The organism is Gracilibacillus ureilyticus (assembly GCF_900111195.1).
GTDB classification, from domain to species: domain Bacteria; phylum Bacillota; class Bacilli; order Bacillales; family Amphibacillaceae; genus Gracilibacillus; species Gracilibacillus ureilyticus.
Map to the genome: position 1 here is coordinate 75,797 of NZ_FOGL01000018.1, position 22,748 is coordinate 98,544.

Sequence of the window (22,748 nt, forward strand, 5' to 3'; positions counted from 1 at the left end):
CAGGTTCACAACCAAATCTCAGTCGTTGCAAGAGAAGATTTCGTCCTGACCGCGGCTTCACAACCAAATCTCTGGGATTGCATGAGGAGATATCGTCCTGATCACGGCTTCACAACCAAATCTTTGGGGTTGCATGAGAAGATTTCGTCCTGATTGCGGCTTCACAACCAAATCTCTGGGGTTGCATGAGGAGATTTCGTTCTGGTCACTCAAACATTAAAAAAGCCTGCAATCACCGAAAGATGATTACAAGCTTTTGTTCTTAAGAACGTTTTTTCATATTATCCACTAATGATAGTAGTGGGCGGTATTTTTCACTGATTAATCCTGTTACTTCTATGATGATTTCGACTAAGATTAGTAGCAGGAATAATGTGATACCAGATCCCCAAACGGTAGATCTTGTAAAGATAATTGCTGCTGCACTGAACAGGCAGCTTAGTGCATAAATGAAGATGACTGTTTCTTTATGCGAGAAGCCTAAGCGGATTAGGCAATGGTGTAAATGATATTTGTCCGGTGCCATTAATGGCTTACGCTGTATAGCCCGGCGAATGATTGCGAGCATTGTATCCAGAATTGGTACACCTAGAACGATGATTGGTACCATAATGGAGAAGAATGTCACGTTTTTGAATAACCCCATGATTGACAGGACACTGATCATGTAGCCAAGGAATAATGAGCCTGTATCACCCATGAATATTTTGGCAGGGTTAAAGTTGTATACTAAAAATCCTAATGTACTTCCAAGTAGTAAGAAAGCAACGAATGCAACGAATGTGTTCCCCATCATTAATGCCATTCCGGAGATTGTTGCCAATACGATGGAAGATACACCTGCAGCTAAACCGTCTAAACCGTCGATTAAGTTAACTGCATTTGTGATACCGATAATCCAGATTATTGTAATTGGTATTGTTAAATAACCAAATTCTATTCTGTCACCAAAAGGGACCATGATGAAGTCCATTTGAATTCCGCCAGCTACTGTGACAACTGCTGCCATTACCTGGCCCAGTAATTTCACTTTGGCTGGTAATTGGAATAAATCATCTAAAAATCCAACGATTGTGATGATTAAACCGCCGACGATAATCGGCCAAGCCTGCTCGCCGTTAGGTGTAAAGATAAGGAATCCGAGAAAGAAACTAAATACAATAGCTAATCCACCTAGTCTTGGCATTACTTTCGTATGCACTTTTCGTTCATTCGGCTGATCGACAGCACCGATACGAATAGCAAGCTTAATAACAAGTGGTGTAATGACTACCGCTACTAAAAAAGTTACGGCTAACGCTAAAAATCCCATATGTTCCTCCTATTATTCGCGTGTTCAAGTACTTCTTGAACCTCTATTATTCTATTTACTGCTAAATATAGTATTCTCTTTATTGTTAAAATCAGCGTGCACAAACCTCTGATTCATTATATATAACAATACTATAAATATCAACAGTCCGATATAACTAAAATGAAAATTTTTTTAAAAAGAAACAAACCGAAACTTCCTAAGAAAGCTCTCATTTTCCATTTGAAAAATTATTTATAGGAATAATATTGGGATTTTGACTAGGTGGATTATTAATAGGATACCCACCTAGTCTAGCAATACTTATGGTAAATAATGAAAGTTGCCGGTTATGCTTTTTTCGCAAAAATTCTTTTAATTCTTTCAGATAAGTTGTCAAAGTACGTGTAAATAACAGGGATCAGGACTAATGTGAATAAACTGGAAACAGATAAACCGAAAATAACGGTGATTGCCATTGGCTGCTGTGTTTCTGCACCTTCCCCGTAACCGAGTGCTAGTGGTACCATTGCCAAAATGGTCGTTAATGTTGTCATTAAAATCGGCCTTAGTCTAGTCTTGCCTGCTTCCATGATCGCCTCATGCCGGTCGATTCCGCGTCCGCGCAGAATGTTAATATAATCCACTAACACAATCGCATTGTTTACAACAATCCCTGCGAGCATAATCACCCCAATGAATGCAGTAATCGATAATGGCTGACCTGTAATGAACAGTCCGCCAAATACTCCGACTGCTGTTGCCGGCATGGAGAACATAATAATTAATGGATACAGGAAATTCTCGAATTGAACGGCCATTACTGCATATACTAAGAAAATCGACAAGATAAGTGCAAGCCCTAAATCAGCGAATGCCTCCATCATATCTTCTGCTTGACCGCCAATAGTATACGTATATTCATCACTTGGAAATTGCATGCTATCTAATACATTTTCTATATCTTCTGTCACACTGCCAAGGTCTCTGTTCACATAATCTGAAGTGACATTCACCTGACGCTGCTGATTATTTCTCGTGATGGTTGCAGCACTTTGTTCTTGTTCAAAATCCGCAATTGTCAGCAAGGGCACCTGAGTTCCCTGCTGATTCTGAATGAGCAGATTTTCCAGGTCATTAATAGTGGATCTTTCATCTTCCGGATAAATGAGTCTTACGTTAATTTCATCACCTGCTTCACGGTATTGCATGACTGTTTGACTTGTGAAGCCTAATTGAACCTGGCTCATTACTTCCTGATAGGTTAGACCATACTGTGCTGCCAGTTCGCGATTGACGATGATATTCATTTCCGGCTGGGTTTCTGAAACAGATGTGGTTGGATTATACACACCATCTACATCTTCTATTGCTGTTAATACCTGATCTGCCAATTCTTCCAGCACATCAAGTTCCGGACCGGAAATCTGGATCTGGATGGGGTCTCCTGAACTTACCCCGCCTGAACCCATTTCACTTACCGTAATTTCGGCTCCTGCGATAGATGCCAATTCTTTATCTAATTCCTGAACAAGCTCTGTTGTCGATTTTGCCCGCTCGTCTGCAGGGACTAGCTGCAGTGTGTAGGAGCCGCTTGAAGATCCTGTCATCATAGCAGAGGATGGATCACCACTGCCGACTGTTACATAGCTGACATCAATCACATTATCGTACTCCGCTAATTTTTCATTTACCTTATCTGTTATTTCTAATGTCTTTTCTTCTGAAGTGCCTGTTGGTGTTTCCACTGAGATACTTATTTGCCCTTGATCTCCTTCAGGAATAAACGCTGTTCCGATAAACGGAACGAGACAGACACTTCCGATGATTGCAGCTATTGTGACAGCAATCGTTGTTTTACGGAGCTTTAATGCTTTCGCCAATATTTTCGCATATCCATTTGTTACCCGATTAAGAAACCGGTCAAACCAGTACCTTCTGCCACTATTTTCCGCCATTTTCGATAAAAGTTTGGAAGATAGCATCGGTACTAATGTTACGGCTACAACGAGTGATGCGATCAGTGAGAAAGAAATGGTAAGCGCAAGCGGTGTGAATAATTCGGATGCGATACCTTCCACAAACACGATTGGCAGGAATACTACCAATGTAGTTGTCGTTGACGCTATTACTGCTGGTGCTAATTCTGACGCACCTTTTGTTGCTGCTTCTTTTAATGAATAGCCCTTTTGCCTATATGAGACTATATTTTCTAAAATAACGATCGAACTGTCGACCATCATCCCGATACCGAGCGCGAGTCCACCCATTGTTAAAATGTTCAGTGTCTCGCCAGTAAAATACAGCAGGACAAATGTCGAAATAATCGCGATTGGAATCGATACACCAATAACAATGGTTGCACGGAAACTTTTCAGGAAAAGCAGCAGAACAAGCAATGCAAAAATCCCGCCGAAGATCATGTTCTGGATTACTGAATTAATCGACTGCTTAATAAATTGGGATGTATCTACAACTAATTCAAGCTGGACATCAGATGGCAGATCCTCTTGGAGGTCATCCATTGCTGCAATAATATTGTCAGATACTTCGACTGTATTGCCATCTGACTGTTTTAAGATGCTTAATACGACTGCTTCTTCATTATTAACAAGGGATGTTCCGTTTTTCTGAAATGTATCTTTTACTGTTGCGATATCCTGTACTTTAATTTTTGCACCCTGTGGTGTTGTGATGATGCTGTTCGAAATATCCTCAACCGAATCATACGAACCATCAATTCTCAGTTGTAAATCTTTATCTCCTTTTTCAATCGAACCTGCAGATGCGGACTGGTTAGCTCCGCCGAGGGCCTGCTGGATTAACTGCGGGCTGACGCCATATTGATTCATTGCTGAGCGATCCAGTTCAAGGTCAATGATTCTGTCCTCTCCACCCTCAATATTTACGGAAGCAACACCACCCTGCCGCTCGAAATACGGCTGAATACGGTCTTCTGCTAAATTTTGCAATTTGGCAATATCACTGCCTGTTAAACCAACCCACATGATTGGCATTTGATTTGGATTAAAACGTAACACACTTGGATCATTTGCCCCTTCTGGTAAAAATGATTTCACCTGATCCACACTTTCTCTCACTTCTAAAAGGGCATTATCGAGGTTCGTTCCGTTTTGAAACATAATGATGACAAGAGATGAACCTGACTGTGACTGTGACTGGATCGTCTCTACCCCTTCAATCGAACTTAGTGCACCTTCGACAGGGGCAGATACTAAGTTTTCTACTTCAGCTGGTGCGGCATCCGGATAACTCGTAGCGACAACGGCAATTGGCAAATCAATTTCAGGGAAGAGGTCGATTGCTAAGTTTCTTACGGAGATGACACCCATAGCAATAATCGCAAGAACAATCATGATGACACCAACCGGGCGTTTCACCGATGTATTGACAATCTTCATGATTATTCCTCCCCTATTACTTCAATTTTACTGCCATCTGTTAATGTTAAATGGCCACTTGTAATAACCTGCTCACCTTTTGTCAGCTCTGCTTTTACGGCAGTTGTTTCAGATTGTGTTGCCTGAACCGTTACCTGGATTTTTTTCGCCTGGTCATTTTCGATTGTATACACATATGTTTCATCATCTGACTCTACAAGTGCAGATGTCGGGATTAATGTCGCATTCTCTACAACTGTCTCTTCTAAATGGACGGTTGCAATCACACCTGCATTATAGTGAGTTGTGGCATTATCGAAGGACAGGTCTATCGAAAATAAACCGGACTCATTTGCACTATTTGCAACATATTCAATTGTTGCTTCATGTGTTTCTTCTTCTGCGCTTTTCATATTCAGCACAACCTGCTCGCCTTTTTTAAATAAACCAAGCTGTACATCAGGAACTTGCAGCTGAACTGTTAATTGTTCCAGATCAATGATGACCGCAAATGGTTCCTGGTTGGACACAATGGAACCTTCTGATGCGGATAGCTGTGTAATCGTCCCATCAGCTGTTGCTTCAATGTTGATATTTCCTTGCGGGCTCTGGATTGTAGCCAGTTTATCACCTTCTTCGACTTTATCACCATTCGCCACGACTAATTCCGTTACTTCACCAGCAACTGGCGGCAAAACCGGAATGGTCTGATTAGGCATCGTTCTTCCGTAAAAAGTTCGGGTCATTTCCAAATTTCCTTCTGTTACTTCACCAACCTCGACAGACGTGATCTGTTCGACAGTTTCTTTCTCTGCATTGTTTTCTGAACATGCAACTAATGTAACAACAGTAAACAACAATATTAGTATTAATCGTTTCATTCGTTTGTCCCCTCTCCATCTTTTTCTAATAATTCTTCACTTAAATGTTCGCATGGCTGGCTTAATTCTTCATATTCACATAAATGATCGAGCATCGATTTCAGAATGATTTTTTTCGGTGCTTCTTTTACTGCTTCTTCCTTTATCACTGCAATGGCGTCAAATAATTGAGCCTTTTCGCTTTGGTTTACTTTCAGCTCATCTATTTTGATTGAGAGATGCTCGAATAATTTTTCCATTTTTGTTTTGGAATCTTTGGTATAGTATTTCATATCTTTTATTGTAAATAATGGCGGATTTCCTTCTGTCAGAATCGTTTGAATCAGAATGTCCATCCTTTTAATCAGTGTTTTCGCAACAGTTTCCGGATCAAACGTCATCCTATGTAATGCAATCCATTTAAAATAACTGTTCATGATTCCATCGAAGTGAATCGCAACATCAACAATATGATCGTTCAGTTTTTCACCATATATGGCAGTTAATCTGGTTTGTATCCACTCAAAGCCTTGTTTGTTTAACTGAAAAATCAAATTGTCCAGTTTTTCTCCAATATTGATATTTTCCCGGAAGTGGACGAGCAGATATTCTTTATGATCGCGAAACAGTGTAAATAATTCCGTTACCTGCTTTTCTAATTGTTCATACGGATCCGTTATTCCTTCGCTTACTTTGGCTAATTTGTCAAAAACCGTCTTCGTATAATATTCAAAAATCGCAATTAATAAATCATCCTTTGATTGAAAATAAAGATAGAAAGCCCCCTTTGATACATTTGCTTTTTGTACAATCTCCTGGATGGAGGTTGCGTGATATCCCTTTTCAGCAAATAATTTCATACTAATTCCAATGATTTTTTCCTTCTTTTCATGCATTCTAAGCATTCCCCACTTTCTTATACGAAAAGGTCAGTCAATGGTTTCATTTTTTTAGAATGACCAGTCAGTCAGTGTGGGTAAAATATATCATGTTATTCTTTCTGAGTGCAATTATTCTGCTCTTTCGGAAGTGTGGGGTCGTGATGATGGGTTGTGTGAAGGGCGTCAGTTTTTATTCTTCATGATAGGAGGGGATTCTTTTCTTGTGATGATTAAGCACCTTTTATTCTTCACAATGCGGAGCAGCTTCACTTCTTCTGATGATTAAGCACCTCTTATTCTTTACAACGCGGGGCAGCTTCACTTCTTCTGATGATTAAGTACCTTTTATTCTTTACAACGCGGGGCAGCTTCACTTCTTCTGATGATTAAGCACCTCTTATTCTTCACAACGCGGAGCACCTCGCTTCTTCTGATGATTAAGCACCTCTTATTCTTCATAACGCGAGTGGGCATCACTTTTTCTGATGATTAAGCACCTTTTATTCTTCACAATGCGGGGCAGCTTCACACTTCTTCTGATGATTAAGCACCTCTTATTCTTCATAACGCGGGGCAGCTTCACTTCTTCTGATGATTAAGCACCTCTTATTCTTCATAACGCGAGTGGGCATCACTTTTTCTGATGATTAAGCACCTTTTATTCTTCACAACGCGGAGCAGCTTCACTTCTTCTGATGATTACTTACCTCAACTACCACCAACCTCTTCTCACCCGTCACATCATGAAAAAAAGCCACCTTTGGAAGGAGGCTTTTTTTAAGCATTATTGATTTTCTTCTTCAGTTGTGTTTTCTTCTGGGTTTGTTTGCTCTTGATCGCCATCTATAGCGTCTTCCATATTTTCTTCTGTTTCATTAATACCTTCTTCGACACTTTCGCCTAATCCTTCACCATTGTTATCTGTGGTACCATCAGGCTCCTGCTGTGTCTCGCCTTGATCTCCTGTATTGCCATTTTCAGGCGCTTGATCTTCTCCAGTTGTGTTATCCTCTGGAGCTTGTTCATCTGCAGGTGCTTGCTCGTCTGCAGGTGCTTGTTCCTCTGTTGGTTCCTCTTCGTTATTCGCACCACAACCAAATAATAGACCAACTGACAGAAACATTACACCTAGAAATTTTACATATTTAAATTCCATAGTAAAGTCCTCCTTTCCAACATATCTTCCTCGTTAGGATAGCCACTTTTCAGTCAAAATATGCTTGAAAGAAGGAAAAATATTTTTCAGGTATGTAGTTATTTTACAGCAAAAGTGATCTCCGCTTCACAGGCAAGTTCTGATCCAACGGTTGCGACAGCTTTCCCTTTACCGATCGGGCCTTTAATGCGGATAATTTCAACCTCTAATGTGAGCTGATCACCTGGTTTTACTTGTCTTTTGAAACGGCACTTATCGATTCCAGCAAGAAATCCAATTTTACCTTTATTTTCTTCTTTGCTTAAAATTGCTACAGCACCAACCTGTGCAAGTGCTTCTACAATTAATACACCAGGCATTACAGGGTAATCAGGGAAATGACCTTGAAAGAACGGTTCGTTGATTGTCACATTTTTTATCCCGACAACTCTTTTTTCCTCTTGTTCTTTAATTGCATCAACTAATAAAAATGGGTAACGGTGCGGGATGGTTGCTTTAATTTGTTCAATATCCATTTGTATTTCTCCTTCCGGTTTGTTTATTTCTCACTAAGAAAAAGTATAACAAAAAGGGTTGGGAAATCCTATATTTTTCCCACAGCAAAAGCCCAACCAAATCGGCTGGGCTTTTTACTATTTTTCGACCCTGACAAAATCGATGATGTGCTTCCATGTTTCCAAGCGCAGGACATCCAGTGGCTGGCCATCTCCAAGAATACTAAATCCAATAATGAGACCAATCATAAGTGCAAATAAACTTAGTACGATAACGATTAACAATTTTAGCCATACAGGAATTAAGCGTCGAACATACTTTTTATTCTGTTTTCTCTCACGGCGTTTACTTCTTTTCTCGGCTGTTTTTTCTGTACGCTTATTTGCTTCAGATCGTTTATTTTGCTTATTAGTTGGTGTTTCTGATTTATTTTCCTTAGACATTAGAAATGGCTCCTTACTTCATTAACTAGCGCAACTGATTAATTAAACCGCGCATCTGGTCATGCATCGAAATGCTTTGTGCATTAAACTGATATGCCCGCTGTGTCTGAATTAACTCTGTCATCTGTTCTGAAAGGTCTACATTGGAAGTCTCCAGCGCTCCGCCTTTTACCTGGACATCCTGCTGCGCTACCGCTGCAAAAATTTCATCTTCATTATAATTGGCAAGTGTCTCTGCAGATAAACGGAAATTATTGCTTCCTGTTGCTTCAAGCAGCCTTGGGCGAATAGCTTCAACGATCGAAAGCTGCCCTTCCACCTGCTGGACACCATTACGTGTTACTTCAATATCGCCATTCTCATTTATCTTCAGGTCTTCCATACCCTCAGCGATCATAATCGGACCATTATTACCGATTACCGGATTTCCGTCACTAGTTACAAGCATCAATTGTCCTTCCACTTCTGACGGATTTAAATAAAAATTACCGGCTCTTGTATATCTTGTTTCCTCTATTCCATTTTCAACGACACTTATTTGAAAAAGCTGGTTTGCATCAAGTAAAGCAACGTCCAATGCCCTGTCCGTATTCTGAATCGAACCTTGTTTTAAATTAATATTCGTATGACCTAATCTGGCACCGGCACCTACCCGGATACCATCAGGCGTGAGCCTCTGGTCATTTGCTTCTTCTGCATTAATTTGCTGGGATAGTAAGGAGGAAAAATTCACTTCCCGGTTTTTGTACCCATGCGTATTAAGGTTTGCAATGTTATTTCCAATTGTGTCGATCTTTTGCTGTAACTGCCCCATCGTAACAGATGCCTGTATTGCCATTCTGCTCATCGATTACGCCTCCTTCCTTAACCTAACCTCGCTATTTCATTGACTGCTTTATCTAAGCTTCGGTCATATGCCTGGACGACTTTCTGGTTAGCTTCAAATGCACGGTATGCTTCCATCATTGCCGTCATCGTCTGTGATGTATCCACATTCGAATTTTCCAGATAACCCTGCTGTACATTAAACTGTAAGCCTGCTGTTGCTCTTGCGTCAACTAACGGGTCTGCTCCTTCAGCAAGTTCCAGTAAGTCATTCCCATTCTTGATTAACTGGTTCGCATCATTGCTGTAGGCAATCCCGAGCGGAATCTGTGCCCCGTCCAACTGGAGCATCCCTTCCGGAGTCAGTTCGAATTCCAGTCCGTCTGTATTGATGGTATTACCTGCTGCATCAAGCACATAATATCCTTGATTTGTTGTTAAGTTTCCTTCACCATCGACAGTGAAATTACCATTTCTCGTATATCGCACTTCTCCATCTCCATTTTGAACAGTGAAGAAGATGGAACCATTTTCATCAGGTGTTTCACCTTGTACTAATGCGAAGTCTGTTGTCATCTCTGTCTCTTGTAAAGTCCCCTGGGCAAAGTCCGGTATCGTTTCCTGTACATATACCCCTGTATTAATTGCCCCAATTTCTGTCATTGTTCTTACTTTGCTTTGATTGCTTACAGGGAAATTCTGATTTTCCATCCGTTGAATTAACAGTTCAGGGAATGCACGTAATGCTGTTTGATCTTGTTTATAACCAGGTGTCAGAGCGTTCGTCATATTGTTTGACAGGACTTCCTGTTTTCTCTGTTGTGCCATCATCCCGGTAGTTGCTGTATAGAATCCTCTTAACATTATTTTACACCTCTATTTTCAATGAAAAATTGGTCCGTGAAGTACGATCTGTCGTTTATGTATCAAATCATACGATGGATTTTTCTAATTTATCGATATTATCTAACATAATGCCAGTTCCTTTAGCGACACAGCTCATCGGCTCTTCTGCTAAAAGTACCGGTACTCTCAATTCTTCCGCTAGTAATTGATCAAGTCCGTTAAGTAAAGCACCACCACCAGTTAAAATAACACCTCTGTCAATAATATCTGCAGAAAGTTCCGGTGGAGTTTTTTCTAACACTGTTTTCGCACTTTGTACGATAATTGCAATAGATTCTCTCAGTGCTTCTTCTACTTCTTCTGAATGAATCGTAATGGTTCTCGGTAAACCACTTACCATATCACGACCGCGAATATCAATTTCTTCATTACGGTTACCTTGGAAAACAGTCGCCACATTTATCTTAATATCTTCCGATGTGCGTTCACCGATCAGAAGTTTATATTTCCGTTTTACATACTGAAGAATTTCAGCATCGAATTTATCCCCAGCCATTTTGACTGATTGGGCTGTTACGATATCTCCCATTGACAATACGGCAATATCTGTTGTTCCGCCGCCAATATCTACAACCATGTTTCCACTTGGCTGAAAAATGTCCATTCCTGCCCCGATTGCAGCGATTTTCGGCTCTTCTTCAAGGTATACTTTCTTCCCGCCGGATTTCTCTGCAGCTTCACGGATTGCTTTCTGTTCCACTTTTGTGATATTGGTCGGGCAGCAGATTAACATTCTTGGTTTTGATAAAAAGCCTTTCACATTAATCTTATTAATAAAATATTTTAACATCGCTTCCGTTACATCAAAATCAGCGATAACGCCATCTTTCAATGGACGAATTGCTTCAATGTTTCCAGGTGTACGACCAACCATCCTTCTGGCTGCTTCTCCTACTTCAAGCACTTTTCCGGTATTACGGTCCATCGCAACCACAGATGGTTCGTCCAGTACGATACCTTTTCCTTTCACATGAATAAGTACATTCGCTGTACCTAAATCAATACCAATATCCCTTGAAAACATGTTGTCAGATCCTCCCTAATTCCTAATTGCTTCGTATCCGTACATATATATTAATATCCGTCTATTATAATTTTTGTTATAGTAGAACACAATGCCTCTAAGTATATATAATAGCACAAAATCAAATATTTAGTTACTAATTTTGTAGAAAAAAGGAAAGAATTTCACTTTTATATTGCAGGGATTCGTCAACTGGCGGTTACATTAGGATAATTTTGTCGGAGTTATGTAATAGGAGAGGATCAATGGATTATTATTTCAGTAATAACTGGTCAGTATTTTCCGTTTGCGGAGGTTCTTTTTTGCCATGTAACTGGTACTTCATCTTTGTTGCTTCACCACCACGCAAATGTCTGATCGACTTATGGTGGCTAAGAATTTCCTTTACTTCATTTGCTAATTCCGGATGTATTTCAGGCAATCTTTCGGTCAAATCTTTGTGGACTGTACTTTTGGATACGCCGAATTCTTTTGCAATCACTCTGACTGTTTTCTTCGTCTCCACGATATGTTTCCCAATTTTCAGTGTTCGTTCCCTAATATAATCATGCATTACACTCGCCTCCCTATGTTGTCAGTCCAAGGTGTGAACAGAGACAAGTTACTGTTTCGCTGTATGAAATTAATAATAGTTATGAACAAGATAAGTAAGTGGACAAAATCTCTCGAGTTACAGGAAGTTCCGGTATTCTCACCTTAGACAAATTGTTCATGATTTGTACCATTGTATTAGCAGAGGCGTTCAATTATACCTAGATTTTACAGCAGAACAGCAAGAAGGCAGGGTTCAATACCCTGCCTTCCCTTTTAACCAACATCGCCGAAATCCGGATCTGCTATTCTCTCTATCATGTAAGACTTTCCTGGCATATCCCTGGCTCCTTTTTATATTATTTTATTTCATCGCTAAGTATTCTGGTAAGTCTTGCTCACTTAAAATCCTTGTATTTCACATGCCTTTAGTGGCAACTTAGCAAAAAAGTGATCCCCGCGCTTGTTCATAAATTCGTGATAGGAATGGATAAAATACTGCTGCTTATTTGTGACAAGTCCAAAGTAATACTTTGTAAATGGTGTGGAAATTGAAAGTCTCTCCAGGATGGCTTTCGCACCGGTTTTATTCCCTCGAGCAATTTCCAGATGTGCTTTTTCCACAGGATCATCTGTGTCCACTCCTTCCACTTTGCCAAAGTGTGCACAAATAAAAGGATAAGCATATGAAGAAATGAACCGTTGCATTTTTTTATCCTCAAACATTTTTGCAATCTCTAGTGCTTCGTCAATATGATAGATCGCTGAAGTAAAATCTTCGTAAATATAACTAAATGCTAAATAGATATGCAGTTTTGCTTTCTGTCTGAAATGGTGGGGGTACTGTAGAACAATATAGGCATTTCTTCTTGCTAAAATCAGTTCATTGCGTTTCCAATAATAGATAAATAACAAGATGTGTGTTCTAATGTTGAAGGATGTTGCTAAAAGAGGGTTCTCAATCTCGTGAAGCAATGGTTGTAATTTGTTCAGGTAGTAGCCAATTCTGTCATACTGATTGACCTCTATATCAAGTTCCATCTCAATAAAATACTTTAAACATTGCAGTTCTGCATTTTCCGCCGGCAGAATCGAAACAATGTCACGGATCGCATTTTTATCCTTTTTCCTGTTGATGTCCGTCATTACCTGATAATACATGGCATAACGTTGGTTCAAAACATTGTCGCTTGTACTATTTTTCTCTATTAAATTTTGCAGCTCTCTTTCACAGCCGTTCACATAAAAAATTTCCAGTGCAAGCCGGTGGTCCAGATCGGATTCGGAGTGCATACAAAATTCCTTTACAAGCTCCAGCACTTTCACTTCATCATGCTCGAGACTAATCATTGTCATAAACTGATGAAGCTCCAATTGGTAATTTGATTCTAAATATTTATCGATTATCCCATCATATCTGTTTCTATCGTTCATTTTCCTTCTCCTTTCACAATTATCAATTATTTCATATTCGAGAAATATTGCAATAACTTTTCAGTGAAAATCGTTCGCCAAATGGTCACCTCAATCGACAAATATTGGCAGTTTCTTGATAAAATTGACGGTATTCTTCTGAAAACTAAGGAGTGAATGTAATATATGATGAATTATTATATGATGGCAGTTAATATTCTGAAGGTTTAACATGTATGTTATTTACACAATATTCTAACCGCTCATTCAAGTCAATCTTTTTTTACAAAAAAAAGAAGACAAGCCGGTTTGCTTGTCTTTCAGCTATTAAGCATTTCCCATTGAATTAGAAGATGATGGGGTATTTTCTTCTGTAGCAGAATCATCTTCCTCTTCTGTTTCATCTGATTCCGAATCAGATTCCGCTTCATCTGTTGTATCATCTTCCTCTTCTGTTGCAGAACCTTCATCTTCTTCTGATTCTTCCGATGCTTCTGGTGCTGGTGCAATGATTTCATTAATCGGTTTATTGATGAATGATTCCGGGTTTACCGGTACACCATCTTTTCGTACTTCAAAATGTACATGAACGCCATTGTCCTGACCAAGGCTGTTTTGTCCGGCAGTACCTATTGTTTGTCCCTGCTTTAATTCCGCACCTTGTTCTGTTAGCACTTCACCAATGCTAGCATAGTAAGTTGTAACGCCTTCTTCATGTTCCATTTTGATGACATTGCCGAGTAAGGGATCACTTTTAATCTCAGTGACTTTTCCGGATAATGCTGCCATTACATCAAATGCCTGCTGGTCAGCTGTTGAAATGGCAATACCGTCACTTTGCTGATATCTGTTCTGATGTAAAATTAATCCTTGTTCCTGTGTTGATTCATCCGCACCATAATCATAAAACTTTGTCACAATTTCAACTTGCAGATCTTCCGCTACCGGCATTTGCAAAACTTCCTGCTGCTGCATTACCGGTTCTGCGTCTTCATCCTTATTCATATCAGGACCTGACTGATTTTCTTCTAATTGATTTTTCATTTCATCTGCCAGCTCAGGTACCTGATTGGCTGCGTTTTGATACCAGAGAACTCCGGAAATCAGCAGTGCAGCAACAGCTAAATATAGTGCAGGAAAGAACCATTTTTTTCTGAAGATACGTTTCCAGTTATTTTTTGAAACGTTTTTGTTTTCCTCCATTATGCATCACCTCAGCAACCATTCTGATCAAATGGAGGAAAATTTATACATGAATAAAATAATTTTTTTCGAAAAAGCTAACTATTTGATTGAACGAGCAAGGTTGGTGCGGCCTGTTCCAATGTTTCTATCGTTGTTCCTTTATAATAATACGTAATAATATCCTGATAATTCTTGCCTTCCAGTGCCATTCCATTCGCACCGTACTGACTCATACCGACACCATGGCCATATCCTTTCGTTGTAAAAACGAAATGATCATCTTTTCTTGTGATCGTAAAATCATTGGACGGCAGGTTCAGCATTTCCCGTACTTCTCTTCCTGTGAAAGTCTTATCAGCAATGGTAGCTGTCTTTACACGGTTACTAGCCGTTCTCGTAATTTGAAAATCCTGAACGTTATTGGACAGGTTCACTTTTAATTTCTGTTCTACTTCACTTGCGGTTAAAATGATCTGATCGCGGAATTTTGGCGATAATTCTTCATCCCATGGACTTTCTACTGTTTTTAAATATGGCAATTCATTTGTCCAGTAATTCTCCGCATTTTCCGTATAACCATTACTAGTGGAGAAGAAAGCCGGTGTAATCGGTTCTTTATTATAAGTAATAATCTCGCCCTGTGTTGCTACAACTGCTTCGGTAATTTTGTCCATCTTCCAGTGATAATCAGATCCCCAAATCTGACGTAATTCCTCGTTATTTTTAAATACCTGATGCTGTACAGTGTCCGTTACATCTGCTTCGCCTGGCAGCTCTTTGATGGTTTCCTGCATTAAGTAACGTACAATGTACGTTCTAGCAGCTAATGCCTGAGCTTTTAATGCTTCCAGTTCAAAATCTGCAGGCATTTCAGATGCGACCACATGAACAACATAATCTTCCAGCGGGACTTGCTCCACTTCATTACTCTCTGTCCGTAATACATTTACATGGAATGGTGATTCAAGTGTCTGCGTTGTAGTTTGAGCGGGTGCTGTTGGGTTGGCAGCTGTTTCTACAGAATTAGCTGTTGTCTCATTTCCCTGAAAAGGAATAACGAGAATGGTTGGAATCAGAAACATAATCATTAACAAAAACGCTGAGCTAATGATTACGAGCAGCTTCCAATTAATGTTGCTGGATTTAATTCTTTTTTTCGACATGAATAACCTCCTCTTTCATTCCATCTAATCTATCTATATTAGGTGAAATGAAAGATTAGAACATGGTACATGCTATATTTTTTAATAGACCTTACTGATGAGGGAATTCTGTGGTAGATGTTGAAACTAAAAAAAGAGGATAAGCTCTTCAAAAGCTTTCCTCTTTCTCATTATTGCACTTCTACTTTATTAAGTGTAACAGGTTCTATAATGACTTCTTCTTTTACTCTCTCGATATCTGCACCTATTTGGGCAAACTTTTTCGTAATATCAACATATCCGCGATCAATATGATGAAGGGATGTTACCCTTGTGTAACCTTCAGCAACTAATCCAGCCAAAATAAGCGCTGCTCCTGCACGTAAATCGGTCGCTGCTACTTCTGCCCCTTGCAAGCCGACAGGACCCTCTACAATGACGCTGCGTCCCTCTATTTTCAGCTTGGCATTCATTCTGCGAAACTCTTCTACGTGCATAAAGCGATTTTCAAAAACGGTTTCTGTAATGACACTCGTTCCTGTGGCATTTAACATAAGTGCCATCATTTGGGATTGCATATCTGTAGGGAATCCCGGGTGCGGCAATGTTTTAATATCAGTGGACTTCAATTTGCGTGGACCGATAACACGGATGCCATTATCTTCTTCGATAAAGCGGACACCCATTTCTTCCATTTTCGACACCACCGAACGTAAATGGTCAATTTCTGCATTTTCGATTAATACATTTCCGCCGGTAATTGCTGCAGCTACCATAAAAGTTCCTGCTTCAATTCGATCAGGAATGATGGTATGCTCTACCCCATGTAAAGTATCAACACCGTGAATTTTAATTGTTTCCGTTCCCGCTCCAACTATTTGTGCGCCCATTTTGTTTAGATAGTTAGCTAAATCTACTATTTCCGGTTCCTTTGCAGCATTTTCTATTGTTGTTTTTCCTTTTGCTAAAGCTGCAGCCATCATAATATTCTCTGTTGCACCAACACTCGGCATATCAAGGTAAATTTTTGCCCCTCTTAATCTACCATTTGTCGTTACTTCCACAAAGCCATTGCCAACATGAACATCTGCACCCATTGCTTCAAATCCTTTTAAATGCAAATCAATGGGACGAGAACCGATTGCACAACCACCTGGTAATGCTACTTTTGCGTGACCGTATCTTGCGAGCAGTGGTCCTAAAACAAGGACAGATGCACGCATTTTTCTGACATACTCAAACGGAGCTTCTGTTAGTAATTCATTTGTTGCATCAACTGTAACTGTGTTATTTTCATAATTTACGTCTACATGCATATGCTTCAAAACTTGATTGATTGTGTGAACATCTGCTAATGCAGGTACATCATGGATGGTACTTTTTCCTTCACTTGCAATTATACTAGCTGCGATGACAGGCAAAACGGCATTTTTTGCACCTTCCACTTTCACAGTGCCATTTAGTTGCCTTCCACCACGGACGATGATTTTTTCCAAGGCTCATTCTCCTCTGTAGTCCATATTCATTATTATTAATATTCAGTAACTAGGATAGGTGTTCCTATTATGAGAGTTGTTTGATGGTCTTCTGTATTCTTTAATGCGATTTGAGCATTGATAGGCTGGTTGTCAATCTCCATAATCTGGTCCCATTCCGGGGTGTAACCTGTCCAAGTGGTAAAATGTTTATCTTTTAGTTGCGTTTGTGTGGCGAACTGTAACTTTTTCGTAATCTTTTTAATTAAGCAAACAATATCAATAATATCATCACTTACAGCTTCGATACAAGTAAAATTTTGAGCATTTGATGTAAATAATTCATTAGTAATTCGAGATAATTTCTCAGCATAGTAATTTCGTACTTCTTCCGTAAAGGAAAGTGACGATATTTCATAAATTATTTGATATTGGTTGCTGCCGGTCTCCACAATAAGAATACTTTCGTTTGCTCCGTTCTTATTCTGTCCGTCTGCCACAAACTTTCTGGCGCCATCATCTGTCAACTCTATAAAGGAATACCCCTCTATATTTCTTATGAAACTATTAATATTTGGAATTTGCCTTTTTTCACGGATAATCATACTCCAAGTCTTCAGTCTGAAGCCATTGCTCTCTGCAGCCTCCACCATATCTTCTAACTCTTTTAATTGATCATTTTGTTTACTGACAAGTGTATCATTCCATATAAAAATTGTAGAAAATAATATTATTGCAATTAAAAAATACTTCATTTCCAGCACTCCTTTAGTTTAATTACTTTACTAAAGAGTGTTGGCAGGAAATGAAGTATTTAAACGGTTTTTCTTTCGACAAATTAGAGAATAATAGATTACTAGAAGATATAAACTAATTGCTGTGCCCATGACAGGAAGTCAAGGAAAAAGTTGCTTACAGTGGAACCAATAGCAATTGTGATAAAAATGATCAGAACCCGTGCTTCCAATACTTTATTCCCGCGGAAAAGCTGATCGAAATTTAATGATTGAAGTACTTGCCATGTAATTGCGATAAAAAACAGGTGGGAGAACATCCCGATTAAACTGTCCTGCAGGAGTGTTTGTTCTAACATATATATCCCTCATTTTTCTGTTGATTCATTTCTTCACATATCATAACATACTTTTAATCTGTACCGGAAGTTTCGCTATTTCCCGGGAAATTAAAACAGCAATCGACTTTGTTTTGAGGTGCGAGGATGGAATTTTAACCGCTTTTCTTCATTATAAATATACTCCCATAGAAAGAGGCTGCTCTCACCAGGTGAGGCAGCCTTTTTCTATTTTATCTATTTTCTACAACGTCGAGTCGATTGAGTGCACGTTTTAGTGCATGCTCTGCCCTTCTGAAATCAATTTCATCTTGTTTAGCTTGTAAACGGCGCTCTGCGCGTTCTTTGGCAGCACGTGCGCGTTCCACATCGATTTCGTCTGGACGCTCTGCTGATTGTGCAAGGATCGTTACTTTATCCGGACGAACCTCTAAGAATCCTCCACTAACCGCAATGCGTTGTGGATTAGGACCTTTTAAGCGTACAGCACTAATCGATAATGGTGCAACTAGCGGAATGTGTCCTGGTAATATACCTAGCTCTCCACTTTCTGCTTTACAGCTAACCATTTCAAATGTATCTTCCAGAACAGGGCCATCTGGAGTAACAACACTTACTGTTAGTGTATTCAACAGAACCCCTCCTAAAGGCTGGATTAAAACGGGATGAGGAACCTGTCCTCATTACGCCATTTGTTTCGCTTTTTCTACTACTTCTTCAATGCGTCCAACTAAACGGAAAGCATCTTCCGGAAGATCATCATATTTACCTTCAAGAATCTCTTTGAACCCTTGAACGGTTTCTTTTACAGGTACATAAGAACCTGGCTGGCCAGTAAACTGCTCAGCAACGTGGAAGTTCTGAGATAAGAAGAATTGGACACGACGAGCACGAGATACTGTCAGTTTATCCTCATCTGATAACTCATCCATACCTAAGATTGCAATAATATCCTGAAGCTCTTTATATTTTTGCAATGTACGCTGTACTTCACGTGCCACTTCATAATGCTCTTCCCCAACAACAGCAGGATCAAGTGCACGGGAAGTGGAAGCAAGCGGATCTACCGCAGGGTAAATACCTTGCTCAGAAAGTTTACGGTCAAGGTTTGTTGTTGCATCCAAGTGAGCGAAAGTAGTTGCAGGTGCCGGATCCGTATAGTCATCGGCTGGTACATAAATCGCCTGAATAGATGTAACTGAGCCTTTATTTGTTGATGTAATACGCTCTTGTAACTGACCCATTTCCGTTGCAAGTGTCGGCTGGTAACCAACGGCAGATGGCATACGGCCAAGAAGTGCCGATACCTCTGAACCTGCTTGTGTAAAACGGAAAATATTATCAATAAATAATAGAACGTCAGCGCCTTTTTCATCACGGAAATATTCAGCCATTGTAAGACCTGTAAGCGCAACACGCATACGCGCTCCTGGCGGTTCGTTCATCTGACCGAATACCATCGCTGTTTTCGAGATAACGCCTGAATCTTTCATTTCATAGTAAAGGTCGTTCCCTTCACGAGTACGTTCCCCTACCCCTGCGAATACGGAGATACCACCGTGCTCCTGGGCGATGTTATTGATAAGCTCCTGGATTAGTACGGTTTTACCTACACCCGCACCACCAAACAGACCGATTTTACCACCTTTAATATATGGTGCTAATAAGTCTACTACTTTAATTCCTGTTTCTAAGATTTCCGTTTCTGTTGCAAGATCTTCAAATTTAGGTGATTCACGGTGAATTGGATCACGGCGAACATCTGCAGCGATTTCTTCATCTAAATCGATCTTGTCACCTAGGACGTTAAATACACGACCCAATGTTGCATCACCTACTGGTACAGAAATAGGCGCACCTGTATCCGTCACCTCTGCTCCACGCTGGATACCATCTGTTGAAGACATCGCAATCGTACGAACAGCATCATCACCTAAGTGAAGCGCAACTTCAAGCGTTAATTCCTGTGCCTGGCCTTCTACCTGATACTGGACTTTTAACGCATTATATATTTCCGGGAGATGTCCGTCTTTGAATTTTACGTCGACAACCGGTCCCGTAATTTGAGTAACGTATCCTTTTGCCATCAAATTCCCTCCTAACTAATTATTTCATTGCCTTCCGAACAATATCCTTATTCTAATGCAGACGCACCACTGACAATTTCGGTGATTTCCTGCGTAATCGCTGCTTGTCGCGCACGGTTATATTGCAGGGACAAGTCTGAAATAAGCTCATCAGCGTTGTCTGTTGCACTTTTCATTGCAGTCATACGAGCAGCGTGCTCACTTGCTTTACTGTCAAGCAATGCCCCGAAAATCAGGCTTTCCGCATATTGTGGCAATAATACATTTAAAATTTCCTGTTGATTTGGTTCATATTCATACATACTAGTAGAATTACCTGCTGATTTTTCAGTCAAATCAGTTAATGGCAATAATTTTTTCGATGTAACTTCCTGTGAAATTGCACTAATAAAGTGATTATAGAAAATGACCAATTCATCAATTTCTTCATCAATAAACAGTTGAACCGTTTCTGATGTTAAATCTTTAATATCAGCAAAGTTCGGCTGGTCAGAAAGCCCGGTAATCTCTTTCAGGACAGGAATTCCCCGTTTCTTAAAGAAATCACGGCCCATTCTTCCAACAGCAATAACTGTATATTCATCCTGAGATTGATGACGTTTTTGAATGGTACGATATACTTCACGAAGTACTCCACTGTTAAAAGCACCTGCAAGACCACGGTCAGATGTAATAACAAAGTAAGCTGTTTTCTTCACTTCGCGTGATTGAAGCATTGGGTTTTCCGCATCCTGTGCACTGCCTGCAATGCTTGAGACAACTTCCTTGATCTTATCACTGTATGGATAAAAAGCTTTGGCAAACTGTTCTGCTTTACTTAGCTTGGAAGCAGATACCATGTGCATGGCTTTCGTAATTTGCTTTGTCTTTTGCGTGGAATTAATCCGTGTTTTAATATCTCTAAGTGATGCCACTTTTGTTTCACCGCCCTTTCTTTCTCGCAGGTAAGCATTCTGATCGAATAGTTACCTGCATATTATCCACTTCACCTTACCGGTTTAGTTTCGTTAAAGGTTGACGATCGTTCATCTATTATTGAGAAATGACGAATTGTTTTTTGAATTCTTCGATTGCATTTTTCATATCGCCTTCGTCCGCTAATGCGCCAGTTTCTTTGATTGTGTTAAGGATATCTTTCTTGTTCTGATCCATCCAGTTAAGGAACTCTTCTTCAAAACGAGTGATATCTTCCACAGGAATATCATCAAGTAAACCTTTTGTTAAGGCAAAAATGATCATTACCTGTTTTTCTACAACAAGTGGCTTATGCAAACCTTGCTTTAATACTTCTACAGTACGTGCACCACGATTCAGTTTCGCCTGTGTTGCTTTATCAAGGTCTGATCCGAACTGTGCAAATGACTCAAGCTCACGGAATGATGCTAAGTCTAGACGAAGCGTACCGGCAACTTTCTTCATCGCTTTAATCTGTGCAGAACCCCCTACACGGGATACAGATAAACCTGCATTGATCGCAGGGCGTACACCTGAGAAGAATAAGTCTGACTGTAAGAAAATCTGACCATCAGTAATCGAGATTACGTTAGTCGGGATATATGCTGAAATGTCCCCTGCTTGTGTTTCAACAAATGGAAGGGCTGTTAATGAACCGCCGCCTTTTGCATCACTAAGCTTTGCCGCACGCTCCAGCAGACGGGAGTGTAAGTAGAATACATCCCCTGGGAATGCCTCACGGCCTGGAGGACGACGTAATAATAGAGAAAGCTCACGATATGCGTTCGCTTGTTTTGATAAATCATCATATACAACTAGAACGTGTTTGCCATTGTACATGAACTCTTCACCCATTGATACCCCTGCATATGGTGCAAGGTATTGAAGTGGTGCTGGTTCACTGGCTCCGGCAGAAACAACGATTGTATAATCTAATGCACCATACTTACGAAGAACTTCAACCGTACCACGCACTGTTGAATCTTTTTGTCCGATAGCAACATAAATACAAATCATATTCTGATCTGCCTGATTAAGAATTGTATCGATCGCAACAGTTGTTTTACCAGTTTGGCGGTCCCCGATGATTAACTCACGCTGACCACGCCCGATTGGCACAAGAGCGTCAATCGCTTTAATACCTGTTTGTAACGGCTCATGTACGGATTTACGATCCATTACACCAGGAGCTGCTGCTTCAATTGGACGTGTTTTCGTTGTTTCGATAGGACCTTTCCCATCAATTGGCTGTCCCAGCGGGTTAACTACACGACCGATAAGCTCCTCACCTACTGGCACTTCCATAATACGACCAGTACGACGAACTTCATCACCTTCACGAATTTCTGTATATGGTCCAAGGATTACGATCCCGACATTGGATTCTTCTAAGTTTTGTGCCATACCCATGACACCATTTGAAAATTCTACAAGCTCACCAGACATGACGTTATCCAGCCCGTGTGCACGTGCAATACCGTCACCGATCTCGATAACTGTACCAACATCATTTACTTCGATGTCTGATTCATAGCTTTCAATCTGCTGTTTAATCAGTGCACTGATTTCTTCAGCTTTAATGCTCATGCCAATTCACCCCTATCGTC

General features: G+C 40.1%; 21 protein-coding genes. All 21 read right to left on the minus strand.

Annotated elements, in window-relative coordinates:
• Window positions 1–262 precede the first annotated feature (262 nt).
• Window positions 263–1,312: a glycosyltransferase family 4 protein gene (locus tag BMW36_RS15925; protein ID WP_089742928.1), complete on the minus strand. Its 1,050-nt coding sequence runs from the start codon at window positions 1,310–1,312 to the stop codon at window positions 263–265.
• 329 nt (window positions 1,313–1,641) lie between these two features.
• Window positions 1,642–4,713 carry an efflux RND transporter permease subunit gene (locus BMW36_RS15930; RefSeq protein WP_089742930.1) on the minus strand — a complete coding sequence of 1,024 codons (3,072 nt, stop codon included), beginning with the start codon at window positions 4,711–4,713 and terminating at the stop codon, window positions 1,642–1,644.
• Between the two features lie 2 nt (window positions 4,714–4,715).
• The gene (locus BMW36_RS15935) at window positions 4,716–5,573 is read right to left on the minus strand and encodes an efflux RND transporter periplasmic adaptor subunit (protein ID WP_089742932.1); all 858 of its coding nucleotides are present in this window, start codon (window positions 5,571–5,573) and stop codon (window positions 4,716–4,718) included.
• Complete coding sequence (locus BMW36_RS15940) at window positions 5,570–6,448, minus strand: TetR/AcrR family transcriptional regulator (protein ID WP_175480497.1); 879 nt, start codon at window positions 6,446–6,448, stop codon at window positions 5,570–5,572. Before BMW36_RS15940 ends, BMW36_RS15935 begins: the two co-directional genes overlap by 4 nt.
• 769 nt (window positions 6,449–7,217) lie before the next feature.
• Entirely contained in the window at window positions 7,218–7,589 is a 372-nt protein-coding gene (locus BMW36_RS15945) for a hypothetical protein (protein WP_089742935.1), read from the minus strand.
• A gap of 98 nt (window positions 7,590–7,687) precedes the next feature.
• Window positions 7,688–8,104, minus strand: a complete 417-nt coding sequence (gene fabZ / locus BMW36_RS15950; RefSeq protein WP_089742938.1) for a 3-hydroxyacyl-ACP dehydratase FabZ — start codon at window positions 8,102–8,104, stop codon at window positions 7,688–7,690.
• Window positions 8,105–8,221: 117 nt separating this feature from the next.
• Complete coding sequence (locus tag BMW36_RS15955) at window positions 8,222–8,527, minus strand: DNA-directed RNA polymerase subunit beta (RefSeq protein WP_089742940.1); 306 nt, start codon at window positions 8,525–8,527, stop codon at window positions 8,222–8,224.
• A gap of 25 nt (window positions 8,528–8,552) precedes the next feature.
• A complete protein-coding gene (locus BMW36_RS15960; protein ID WP_089742942.1) occupies window positions 8,553–9,374 on the minus strand; it encodes a flagellar hook-basal body protein in 822 nt (273 codons plus the stop codon).
• Between the two features lie 17 nt (window positions 9,375–9,391).
• Window positions 9,392–10,216 carry a flagellar hook-basal body protein gene (locus BMW36_RS15965; RefSeq protein WP_089742945.1) on the minus strand — a complete coding sequence of 275 codons (825 nt, stop codon included), beginning with the start codon at window positions 10,214–10,216 and terminating at the stop codon, window positions 9,392–9,394.
• A gap of 67 nt (window positions 10,217–10,283) precedes the next feature.
• Window positions 10,284–11,282, minus strand: coding sequence for a rod shape-determining protein (mreB, locus tag BMW36_RS15970; RefSeq protein ID WP_089742947.1), 999 nt, complete (start codon window positions 11,280–11,282; stop codon window positions 10,284–10,286).
• A 253-nt stretch (window positions 11,283–11,535) separates the two neighbouring features.
• Complete coding sequence (spoIIID, locus tag BMW36_RS15975; protein WP_089742949.1) at window positions 11,536–11,835, minus strand: sporulation transcriptional regulator SpoIIID; 300 nt, start codon at window positions 11,833–11,835, stop codon at window positions 11,536–11,538.
• Window positions 11,836–12,215: 380 nt separating this feature from the next.
• The gene (locus tag BMW36_RS15980; protein WP_089742950.1) at window positions 12,216–13,247 is read right to left on the minus strand and encodes an AimR family lysis-lysogeny pheromone receptor; all 1,032 of its coding nucleotides are present in this window, start codon (window positions 13,245–13,247) and stop codon (window positions 12,216–12,218) included.
• Between the two features lie 306 nt (window positions 13,248–13,553).
• The gene (gene spoIIQ / locus BMW36_RS15985) at window positions 13,554–14,429 is read right to left on the minus strand and encodes a stage II sporulation protein SpoIIQ (protein WP_089742952.1); all 876 of its coding nucleotides are present in this window, start codon (window positions 14,427–14,429) and stop codon (window positions 13,554–13,556) included.
• 77 nt (window positions 14,430–14,506) lie between these two features.
• Window positions 14,507–15,574 carry a stage II sporulation protein D gene (spoIID, locus tag BMW36_RS15990; protein WP_089742954.1) on the minus strand — a complete coding sequence of 356 codons (1,068 nt, stop codon included), beginning with the start codon at window positions 15,572–15,574 and terminating at the stop codon, window positions 14,507–14,509.
• A gap of 170 nt (window positions 15,575–15,744) precedes the next feature.
• Window positions 15,745–17,049 (minus strand): UDP-N-acetylglucosamine 1-carboxyvinyltransferase, encoded by a 1,305-nt coding sequence (murA, locus tag BMW36_RS15995; RefSeq protein ID WP_089742956.1) that lies wholly within the window; start codon window positions 17,047–17,049, stop codon window positions 15,745–15,747.
• Between the two features lie 35 nt (window positions 17,050–17,084).
• Window positions 17,085–17,783, minus strand: coding sequence for a YwmB family TATA-box binding protein (locus BMW36_RS16000; RefSeq protein WP_089742958.1), 699 nt, complete (start codon window positions 17,781–17,783; stop codon window positions 17,085–17,087).
• Between the two features lie 101 nt (window positions 17,784–17,884).
• Complete coding sequence (locus BMW36_RS16005; protein WP_089742960.1) at window positions 17,885–18,121, minus strand: DUF1146 family protein; 237 nt, start codon at window positions 18,119–18,121, stop codon at window positions 17,885–17,887.
• A 212-nt stretch (window positions 18,122–18,333) separates the two neighbouring features.
• Window positions 18,334–18,732 carry a F0F1 ATP synthase subunit epsilon gene (locus tag BMW36_RS16010; RefSeq protein ID WP_089742962.1) on the minus strand — a complete coding sequence of 133 codons (399 nt, stop codon included), beginning with the start codon at window positions 18,730–18,732 and terminating at the stop codon, window positions 18,334–18,336.
• 51 nt (window positions 18,733–18,783) lie between these two features.
• Entirely contained in the window at window positions 18,784–20,187 is a 1,404-nt protein-coding gene (atpD, locus tag BMW36_RS16015) for a F0F1 ATP synthase subunit beta (protein WP_089742964.1), read from the minus strand.
• Window positions 20,188–20,234: 47 nt separating this feature from the next.
• Complete coding sequence (locus BMW36_RS16020) at window positions 20,235–21,101, minus strand: F0F1 ATP synthase subunit gamma (RefSeq protein WP_089742966.1); 867 nt, start codon at window positions 21,099–21,101, stop codon at window positions 20,235–20,237.
• Window positions 21,102–21,219: 118 nt separating this feature from the next.
• Window positions 21,220–22,728 (minus strand): F0F1 ATP synthase subunit alpha, encoded by a 1,509-nt coding sequence (gene atpA, locus BMW36_RS16025; RefSeq protein WP_089742968.1) that lies wholly within the window; start codon window positions 22,726–22,728, stop codon window positions 21,220–21,222.
• Window positions 22,729–22,748: the final 20 nt, after the last annotated feature.

Excerpts from the sequence above, each read along its gene's own strand:
- BMW36_RS15925 (WP_089742928.1), bottom strand. The coding sequence starts at position 1,312 with ATGGGATTTTTAGCGTTAGCCGTAACTTTTTTAGTAGCGGTAGTCATT.
- fabZ (WP_089742938.1), bottom strand. The coding sequence starts at position 8,104 with ATGGATATTGAACAAATTAAAGCAACCATCCCGCACCGTTACCCATTT.
- BMW36_RS15930 (WP_089742930.1), bottom strand. The coding sequence starts at position 4,713 with ATGAAGATTGTCAATACATCGGTGAAACGCCCGGTTGGTGTCATCATG.
- BMW36_RS15955 (WP_089742940.1), bottom strand. The coding sequence starts at position 8,527 with ATGTCTAAGGAAAATAAATCAGAAACACCAACTAATAAGCAAAATAAA.
- spoIID (WP_089742954.1), bottom strand. The coding sequence starts at position 15,574 with ATGTCGAAAAAAAGAATTAAATCCAGCAACATTAATTGGAAGCTGCTC.
- BMW36_RS15945 (WP_089742935.1), bottom strand. The coding sequence starts at position 7,589 with ATGGAATTTAAATATGTAAAATTTCTAGGTGTAATGTTTCTGTCAGTT.
- BMW36_RS15935 (WP_089742932.1), bottom strand. The coding sequence starts at position 5,573 with ATGAAACGATTAATACTAATATTGTTGTTTACTGTTGTTACATTAGTT.
- atpA (WP_089742968.1), bottom strand. The coding sequence starts at position 22,728 with ATGAGCATTAAAGCTGAAGAAATCAGTGCACTGATTAAACAGCAGATT.
- spoIIQ (WP_089742952.1), bottom strand. The coding sequence starts at position 14,429 with ATGGAGGAAAACAAAAACGTTTCAAAAAATAACTGGAAACGTATCTTC.
- BMW36_RS15965 (WP_089742945.1), bottom strand. The coding sequence starts at position 10,216 with ATGTTAAGAGGATTCTATACAGCAACTACCGGGATGATGGCACAACAG.
- BMW36_RS15940 (WP_175480497.1), bottom strand. The coding sequence starts at position 6,448 with ATGCATGAAAAGAAGGAAAAAATCATTGGAATTAGTATGAAATTATTT.
- BMW36_RS15980 (WP_089742950.1), bottom strand. The coding sequence starts at position 13,247 with ATGAACGATAGAAACAGATATGATGGGATAATCGATAAATATTTAGAA.
- BMW36_RS16005 (WP_089742960.1), bottom strand. The coding sequence starts at position 18,121 with ATGTTAGAACAAACACTCCTGCAGGACAGTTTAATCGGGATGTTCTCC.
- atpD (WP_089742964.1), bottom strand. The coding sequence starts at position 20,187 with ATGGCAAAAGGATACGTTACTCAAATTACGGGACCGGTTGTCGACGTA.
- BMW36_RS15960 (WP_089742942.1), bottom strand. The coding sequence starts at position 9,374 with ATGAGCAGAATGGCAATACAGGCATCTGTTACGATGGGGCAGTTACAG.
- mreB (WP_089742947.1), bottom strand. The coding sequence starts at position 11,282 with ATGTTTTCAAGGGATATTGGTATTGATTTAGGTACAGCGAATGTACTT.
- BMW36_RS16000 (WP_089742958.1), bottom strand. The coding sequence starts at position 17,783 with ATGAAGTATTTTTTAATTGCAATAATATTATTTTCTACAATTTTTATA.
- spoIIID (WP_089742949.1), bottom strand. The coding sequence starts at position 11,835 with ATGCATGATTATATTAGGGAACGAACACTGAAAATTGGGAAACATATC.